We start from the raw sequence: 7,700 nt of genomic DNA, 5'->3' as shown, positions 1-7,700 counted from the left end.
GATCTGGCGGGGGCGTACCTGAGATCGCCCCGCCGGCAAGCCGTGCTGCTACAGGGGCTTGGATCAGCTTATGAGGAGATGCTCCAGAAACAACTCCGCCGCCATCGACAACCCTTCCCGGGACCGGACGCACAGGCTGAGTTCGCGCCGCGCCCAATCATCGGTCAACGGCACAACCGTGGCGCTGTCCATTCGGTAAATCTCGACGCTGCCCCTGGGCATGATGCCGATCCCGACACCCGCCTGAACCATCAGGCACAAAGCGTCATAACTCGACACCTCCATGCGGATCTTCAACGAGCGACCCATGTCATTGGCGGCTTTTATCAGCTGGAAATTCAGGTGCGTACCGCTTCGCAGCGTGACGTATTCATGATCCAGCGTCTCGGCAAAAGCGACCGATTCACGCCCCGCCAGCGGGTGACCATTGGGCACCAGCAGCACCAGTTGATCGCTCCGGAACGGGAAGACTTCGATGTCGGCGCCATGGGGCAGGCGGGTGAAAATCCCGATGTCGGCGCGGTTCTCGGCCACGGCCTTGGTGATCGCCAGGCTCGGCTGTTCCTCAAGTCCGACGTTAATCAACGGGTACTGAGCCATGAAGGATTTGATCAGCCCCGGCATGAACTGGGTAATTGCCGAAATGTTGGCCAGCACCTGCACCGAACCACGACGCCCGTGGGAGTAGTCGCGCATCTGCACGACAATCTCGTTGAGGTTGTTCAGCGCGCTGCGGGCCATGAACAACAACGACAGGCCGGCATCGGTCGGCGTGATGCCCTTGTTGGTGCGATTGAGCAGGCGCGAGTCGAGCAGCTCTTCCAGCTCGCTGAGCCGCTTGCTCACCGCCGCCGCCGCGATGTGTTCGCGCTTGGCGGCGGCCGCGATAGTGCCTTCTTCGACGACACTGACGAAAAGGCGCAGCGAAACAGGATCGAGCTTCATGTGAGGTACCGGGCATGCAGGCCTGAGTGGCCGCCATAGTACCTCGTCAGTCACCGACTCAGAACGCCCCGGACAACACATGACCGGCGTTCGGCACCTGAGGCTTCAAACCCAGGGTCTTGAGCATCTGGTACACAGTAGCGACCGAGGCGGAAAGCACCGGCTTGTCCAGCCGATCCTGTACGACTTGAATCGCAGGCAGCGAGGGCATCTGCACGCAGCACGAGAGCACCACGCCATCGGCTTGTCCGATATTCAACTTGTCGGCGTGGGCCACCAGGTTCATCGGGTCCAGACGACCGACTTCAAGGTTGTCGGAAACTTCCAGGCTGATCGAATCGACTACCTCGATCCCCGCCGCTTCGATGTAGTCGATGACCTGTTGCGTCAGCGGTTTCATGTAAGGGGTAATGATCGACACCTTCTTGTAGTTCAGCATGTTCAGGCTGTCGATCAGCGCACCGGCCGAGCTCAACACCTGTGCGCTGGACTTGTTGCCGGCAACCGTCTTGCCCAGCCGCTCCTGCGAGACTTTGTGGTAACCGGCGCCCTGGCACATGATCGCCACCAGGCACGCATAAGCCATGACATCCACCCGCGCATCGCTCAGCTCCAAGGCGCAGCGGTCGCTGTCGATGTCCATCTTTTTCAGCTCTTCGGGGCTGACGTGCATCATGCGCATACGCGAGGAGTGGAAGGTGAAACGCTCTTCGGGAAACAGCGAATAGCGCGAGGTCAGCATCGCCGGAATCTCGGTTTCCATGGTGGTGTTGGAGCTGGGGACGATCTGGCCGATCCGGAAGTTTTTCATGGGCTCTCCTGCATTGCGCCACTGGCGCGGGTCATGTGCGACCGATGTTAGGAGTGCAGGAAGAAGGCGTACATCAGGCATTGGCGAGCCTGCCATCGCGTATGACGATGGCAGGCTGATCAGTATTCAGGCGTTGGACAGCGTACCGCTCGGCACAGGTGCCGGCGACTCTTCGCGCTGCAATATAGAGCGCGGAATCGACAGGATCAGCCCAGCGCTGATGAACAGACAGGCGCCCAGCACATAGGTCCCGTTATTGATGTTGCCGGTCAGGTTTTCCGCGACGGCGGTAATCATCGAACCGGTGAAGCCTGACAGGTTGCCGATGGCATTGATCATGCCGATGCCCGCCGCCGCCGCGACGCCGGACAATACCGTGCCCGGCAGGGTCCAGTAGATCGGCATCAGGCTCAGCACGCCGGAAGCCGAGACGCTGAGGAAGATGATCGACAGCACCACGTTGTTGGCGAAATAGGCGCTGAGGATCAGGCCGATGCCGCCGATGATCGCGGGAATCGCGGCGTGCAGGCGACGCTCGCCGGTTTTGTTGGAATGGCGCGCGTTGAGGGTCATGGCGATGACGGCGATGCCGTAGGGAATGGCGGTCAGCAGGCCGATGTCCAGCGGGTTGCTGATGCCCGCGCTCTTGATGATCGACGGCATCCAGAACGCCAGGCCGTAGAAACCGGTGTTGAACGTCAGCAGAATCAGCACCAGCAGCCACACGCGACCATTGAAGAACACCTCGCGCAGGTTCGACGCCTTGCCTTTGTTGTCCTGCTGGAGGTTGGCCTTGAGCATGGCCTTTTCTTCAGGGGACAGCCATTTGGCCGAGTCGATGTTGTTGGCCATGAACGCCAGCACCACGATCGCCATGACCACCGACGGCAAGCCTTCGATAATCAGCAGCCACTGCCAGCCCGCCATGCCTTGCACACCCTGCATCTTGGTCATCAGCCAGCCGGAAATCACGCCGCCGAGTGTCAGACTGATCGGCATCGCCATCAGGAAACCGGACATCACACGGCTCTGGCGGCGCGTCGGGAACCAGTAGTTGAGGTAAAGGATGACGCCTGGGAAGAACCCAGCCTCACAGATGCCGAGCAGGAAGCGCAGCACGTAGAACATGGTTTCCGACTCGATGTGGAAAAACTTCGCCAAGGGCACGGTGAAGGCGACGGCCATGGAGACAATGGCCCAACTGAACATGATCCGGGCAATCCAGAACCGCGCGCCGAAGCGATGCAGCAACAGGTTGCTCGGCACCTCGAAGATGAAATAGCCCCAGAAGAAAATGCTCGCGCCCAGTGCGTAGACCGTGTTGCTGAATTGCAGGTCATTGAGCATGTCCAGCTTGGCGAAGCCGATGTTGACCCGGTCCAGGTAAGCCGCCATGTAGCACAGCAGCAGGACGGGAAGGATGCGCAGGATGACTTTACGGTAGGTACGATCTTCGAAGCCGGCTTGCCCGGTGCCCGACGATTCGGGCAGGCGATCAGATGCGGTTGCCATGGTGGGACCTCCAGGCACCTGATGGCGCCTGTATTGTTGTTATGGGGTCGAAACACCAGCGGATGTTACTGACAACGGATAGATGAAGAATAATGACATGTTCCCATTGATCGATAACGAACGGTTATCGAATCACTGTCGGGCATGTTGCGTGTTCGCCAGCAGAATATTGGCCAGTTCCGACGCTGCGCCGAGCAACGGCTCACCCTTGCGGGTAAGAATTCCGTACTCCTGCGGTGCCAGTTTCAGTGGCGTGTTGAGCACTTTCAACAAGCCTGCGTCCAGATGAGCCTGGGCCATGGGCACCGGCAGCATGGCGATGGTCGGGCCGGATTGCAGCACCTGCAGGAAGGTCTGCATCGAGATGGTGTCGATGGTGTTGCGCGGAAGGGGGATCCCGGCCTTGGCGAAGGCCTGCTCCATGCGGGCGCGAATCGGCGTGCCCACCGGATAGAGAATCCACGGCCAGTTGCCCAGTTCCTCCAGCGGGGTTTGCTCCAGCGCCGTCAGCGGGTGGCGGCTGTTGACCACCATGCAGAAGGGCTCGGGCGCCAGCATCTGGAAGTCATACACCTGCTGCTGGTTTTCGTGGGTGTAGCGCGCGACGGCCAGGTCCAGCTTCTTGTCGTCGAGCATTTCCATGAGGTGATCGCTGGTCTGTTCGACAATCTCGATGGACAACAACGGCCAGCGCTTCTTGAGTTGCACCAGCGCATCGGGCAACACCACAGCCGTGGCGGCGAAGATCGCGCCAACCTTGAGAAAGCCGTGCCCGCCCTCGCGCAGGCTGCTGATCTGGTCGACGAACTTGTTGGCGTCGTTGAGGGCGATCTGCGCATAGCGCACCACATGCTCGCCCAAGGCTGTCGGCGGCATGTTGCGCGGCAGGCGCTCGAACAGGTCGAAGCCCAGCAGGCGCTCGATCTCGCGCAGCATCTTGCTGACCGCAGGCTGGCTCAGGTTCATGTGCAGGGCAGCGGCGTGCATGTTTCGGGTACGCGCCAGAGTGTCGATCAGTACCAGATGCTTGAACTTGAGCCAGTTACAGACCGTGGAGAAGGAAATATCGGACATGGCGGCAGCCTCCATCGTGATAACCCAGTGTTATCGATAATTGACCAGATGTCATTGGAGTTTATCGCCGCCGCTTATTAGGGTCGGTAGCAAAAGCACAAGAACCTTCGAGGATTGCCATGCCCATTGAACTCACTCCCCAGAACACCCTGCCGGTGGACGGCCTGCACGGCACATTGATCGGTCGCGCCTGGGTGCCCGGCAAGGTCGGCGGGCCTTCACCGGTGGTCCTGCGCAGCGACGGGGTGTTCGACCTGTCCGAGCGCTTCGCCACCCTGAGTGAACTGCTGGAATCCCCATCGCCGCTCAAGGCCGTGCGTGAAACCCAGGGCACGCTGATCGCCAGCGTTGAAGAGTTGCTGGCCAACTCCACCGCCGAGCCTGACCTTGGCCGCGCCTTTCTGCTGGCACCTGCGGACTTGCAAGTCATCAAGGCCGCAGGTGTGACCTTCGCCGCCAGCATGATCGAACGGGTGATCGAGGAGCAGGCCGCAGGTGATCCGGCCAAGGCTGAAAGCGTGCGAGCCATCGTGCACAGCGCCATCGGCGACAACCTGCGCAGTATCAAGCCGGGCTCCGAACAGGCGAGCAGGCTCAAGGCGCTGCTGATTGAGCAGAACATGTGGTCGCAATACCTGGAGGTCGGCATCGGGCCTGACGCGGAAATCTTCACCAAGGCGCCAGTGCTGGCGGCGGTCACCAGTGGCAGCCGGATCGGCATTCACCCCAAATCGCAATGGAACAATCCGGAGCCCGAAGTGGTGCTGGCGGTCAACAGCCGCGGGCAGATCCAGGGCGCGACCTTGGGCAACGACGTCAACCTGCGCGACTTCGAAGGTCGCAGCGCGCTGCTGCTGAGCAAGGCCAAGGACAACAACGCCTCGTGCGCCATCGGCCCGTTCATTCGGCTGTTCGACGAGACGTTCTCGCTGGACGATGTGCGTAACTGCGTGGTCGACCTGCAAGTGAAAGGCAGTGACGGCTACGTGATGGAGGGTTCAAGCTCCATGTCGCAGATCAGCCGTGATCCCGAAGACTTGGTCGCCCAGACCTTTAACGAGAATCACCAATACCCCGATGGCTTCCTGCTGTACCTGGGCACCCTGTTCGCCCCGACCGAAGACCGCGATCACCTCGGCGCAGGCTTTACCCACAAGCTGGGAGACGCAGTCAGCATCAGCAGCCCGCACCTGGGCAGCCTGCACAACGAGGTGACCCACAGCAGCCGCGCGACTCCATGGACCTTCGGTGTGGGAGCGCTGTTTCACAACCTGGCGGCGCGAAGCTTGCTGCCGCGCTGATACCGCCCACAATGCGTCGCCCAGACGCGGTTCCGTAGCAGCACGGCTTGCCGGCGGGAGCGGTGTGTCAGGCGACATACCGATGACTGACACACCGCCCCGCCGGCAAGCCGTGCTGCTACAGGGATCAGCGTCTTCAGATACTCCAATTACAAGAGAAACCGAACCATGTCCGAGTCACCGAAACGTCCCCTGCGCAGCCAGCAATGGTTCGACGATCCCACCCACGCCGACATGACCGCGCTCTACGTCGAGCGCTACATGAACTACGGGCTGACCCGTGAAGAGCTGCAATCGGGCCGCCCGATCATCGGCATCGCCCAGACCGGCAGCGATCTGGCCCCGTGCAACCGTCATCATCTGGAACTGGCGCAGCGAGTGAAGGCAGGGATTCGTGACGCGGGGGGGGATTCCCATGGAATTCCCCGTGCACCCGATGGCCGAGCAGACCCGCCGCCCCACCGCCGCACTGGACCGCAACCTTGCCTACCTGGGCCTGGTGGAAATTCTCCACGGCTATCCGCTGGACGGCGTGGTGCTGACCACCGGCTGCGACAAGACCACCCCGGCCTGCCTGATGGCCGCCGCCACCACCGACCTGCCGGCCATCGTGTTGTCTGGCGGGCCGATGCTCGACGGCCGCCACAAGGGCGAGCTGATCGGCTCCGGCACCGTGCTCTGGCACGCACGCAACCTGCTCTCGGCGGGAGAAATCAACTACGAAGGCTTCATGGAAATGACCACCGCCGCGTCGCCGTCGGTGGGGCATTGCAACACTATGGGCACGGCGCTTTCGATGAACGCCCTGGCCGAAGCCTTGGGCATGTCGCTGCCCGGCTGCGCGAGCATTCCGGCAGCCTACCGCGAGCGCGGCCAGATGGCCTACCTCACCGGCAAGCGCATCTGCGACCTGGTGCGCGAAGACGTGCGCCCTTCGCAGATCATGACCCGCGAAGCCTTCGAGAACGCGATTGCCGTGGCCTCGGCTTTGGGCGCATCGAGCAACTGCCCACCGCACCTGATCGCCATCGCCCGGCACATGGGCGTCGAGCTGAGCCTGGACGACTGGCAACGCATCGGCGAGGACGTCCCGCTGCTGGTCAACTGCATGCCTGCGGGCAAATACCTGGGCGAAGGTTTCCACCGCGCCGGCGGCGTTCCGGCGGTGATGCATGAGCTGCAAAAGGCCGGCAAGCTGCATGAAGACTGCCACTCGGTGTCGGGCAAGACCGTGGGCGAGATCGTGCGCAATGCCGTCGCCCACGACGCCGACGTGATTCGCCCTTACGAAGACCCGCTCAAACACCGCGCCGGTTTCATCGTGCTCAGCGGCAATTTCTTCGACAGCGCGATCATGAAGATGTCGGTGGTCGGGGAGGCGTTTCGCAAGACCTACCTGTCCGAGCCCGGCGCGGAAAACAGCTTCGAAGCGCGGGCGATCGTGTTCGAAGGGCCGGAGGATTACCACGCACGGATCAACGACCCGTCGCTGGACATCGACGAGCGCTGCATCCTGGTGATCCGTGGCGCAGGCACCGTCGGTTATCCGGGCAGCGCGGAAGTCGTGAACATGGCGCCTCCGGCCGAACTCATCAAGCGCGGCATCGACTCCCTGCCCTGCCTGGGCGACGGGCGCCAGAGCGGCACGTCGGCCAGCCCGTCGATCCTCAACATGTCCCCCGAGGCAGCGGTTGGCGGTGGCCTGGCGCTGTTGAAAACCAACGACCGGCTGCGGGTAGACCTCAACAACCGCAGCGTGAACGTGCTGGTCAGCGACGAGGAAATGGCCGAACGCCGGGCGCAGTTCGAACCGAAAATGCCGGCCTCGCAAACCCCGTGGCAAGAGCTGTACCGCCAGTTGGTGGGCCAGTTATCCACAGGCGGCTGCCTGGAGCCCGCGACCCTGCACCTGCGGGTGATCGCCCGAAGCGGTGAGCCACGGCATTCCCATTAACGTCGATTTCTCGCGCCGGATCGGGATTCCGGCAATTCGCAAACCCTGTAGGAGTGAGCTTGCTCGCGATGGCGTCCTTTCAGTTGCCTCGTGGCGTCTGGCA

The 7,700-nt window shown here is 62.0% G+C and carries 5 protein-coding genes and 1 pseudogene; 2 read left to right on the top strand and 4 right to left on the bottom strand.

What is annotated here, in order from left to right:
- Nucleotides 1–63: 63 nt before the first annotated feature.
- From NPS29_RS25515 to NPS29_RS25500, 4 genes are all read right to left on the bottom strand, one after another.
- Nucleotides 64–945, bottom strand: a complete 882-nt coding sequence (locus NPS29_RS25515) for a LysR family transcriptional regulator (RefSeq protein WP_274136028.1) — start codon at nucleotides 943–945, stop codon at nucleotides 64–66.
- A gap of 58 nt (nucleotides 946–1,003) precedes the next feature.
- Nucleotides 1,004–1,756 carry a maleate cis-trans isomerase family protein gene (locus NPS29_RS25510; RefSeq protein WP_274136027.1) on the bottom strand — a complete coding sequence of 251 codons (753 nt, stop codon included), beginning with the start codon at nucleotides 1,754–1,756 and terminating at the stop codon, nucleotides 1,004–1,006.
- Nucleotides 1,757–1,882: 126 nt separating this feature from the next.
- A complete protein-coding gene (locus NPS29_RS25505) occupies nucleotides 1,883–3,268 on the bottom strand; it encodes an MFS transporter (protein ID WP_274136025.1) in 1,386 nt (461 codons plus the stop codon).
- Between the two features lie 132 nt (nucleotides 3,269–3,400).
- Nucleotides 3,401–4,342: a LysR family transcriptional regulator gene (locus tag NPS29_RS25500; protein WP_274136023.1), complete on the bottom strand. Its 942-nt coding sequence runs from the start codon at nucleotides 4,340–4,342 to the stop codon at nucleotides 3,401–3,403.
- 119 nt (nucleotides 4,343–4,461) lie between these two features.
- Here NPS29_RS25500 and NPS29_RS25495 point away from each other — a divergent pair, with 119 nt between their 5' ends.
- Nucleotides 4,462–5,643: a fumarylacetoacetate hydrolase family protein gene (locus tag NPS29_RS25495; protein ID WP_274136021.1), complete on the top strand. Its 1,182-nt coding sequence runs from the start codon at nucleotides 4,462–4,464 to the stop codon at nucleotides 5,641–5,643.
- A 168-nt stretch (nucleotides 5,644–5,811) separates the two neighbouring features.
- Nucleotides 5,812–7,597: pseudogene (locus NPS29_RS25490) on the top strand (IlvD/Edd family dehydratase).
- Nucleotides 7,598–7,700: the final 103 nt, after the last annotated feature.

This window comes from Pseudomonas putida (assembly GCF_028682175.1).
In the GTDB taxonomy this organism is placed as follows: Bacteria; Pseudomonadota; Gammaproteobacteria; order Pseudomonadales; family Pseudomonadaceae; genus Aquipseudomonas; species Aquipseudomonas putida_AD.
This window is presented reverse-complemented; position numbering and strand designations above follow the sequence as displayed.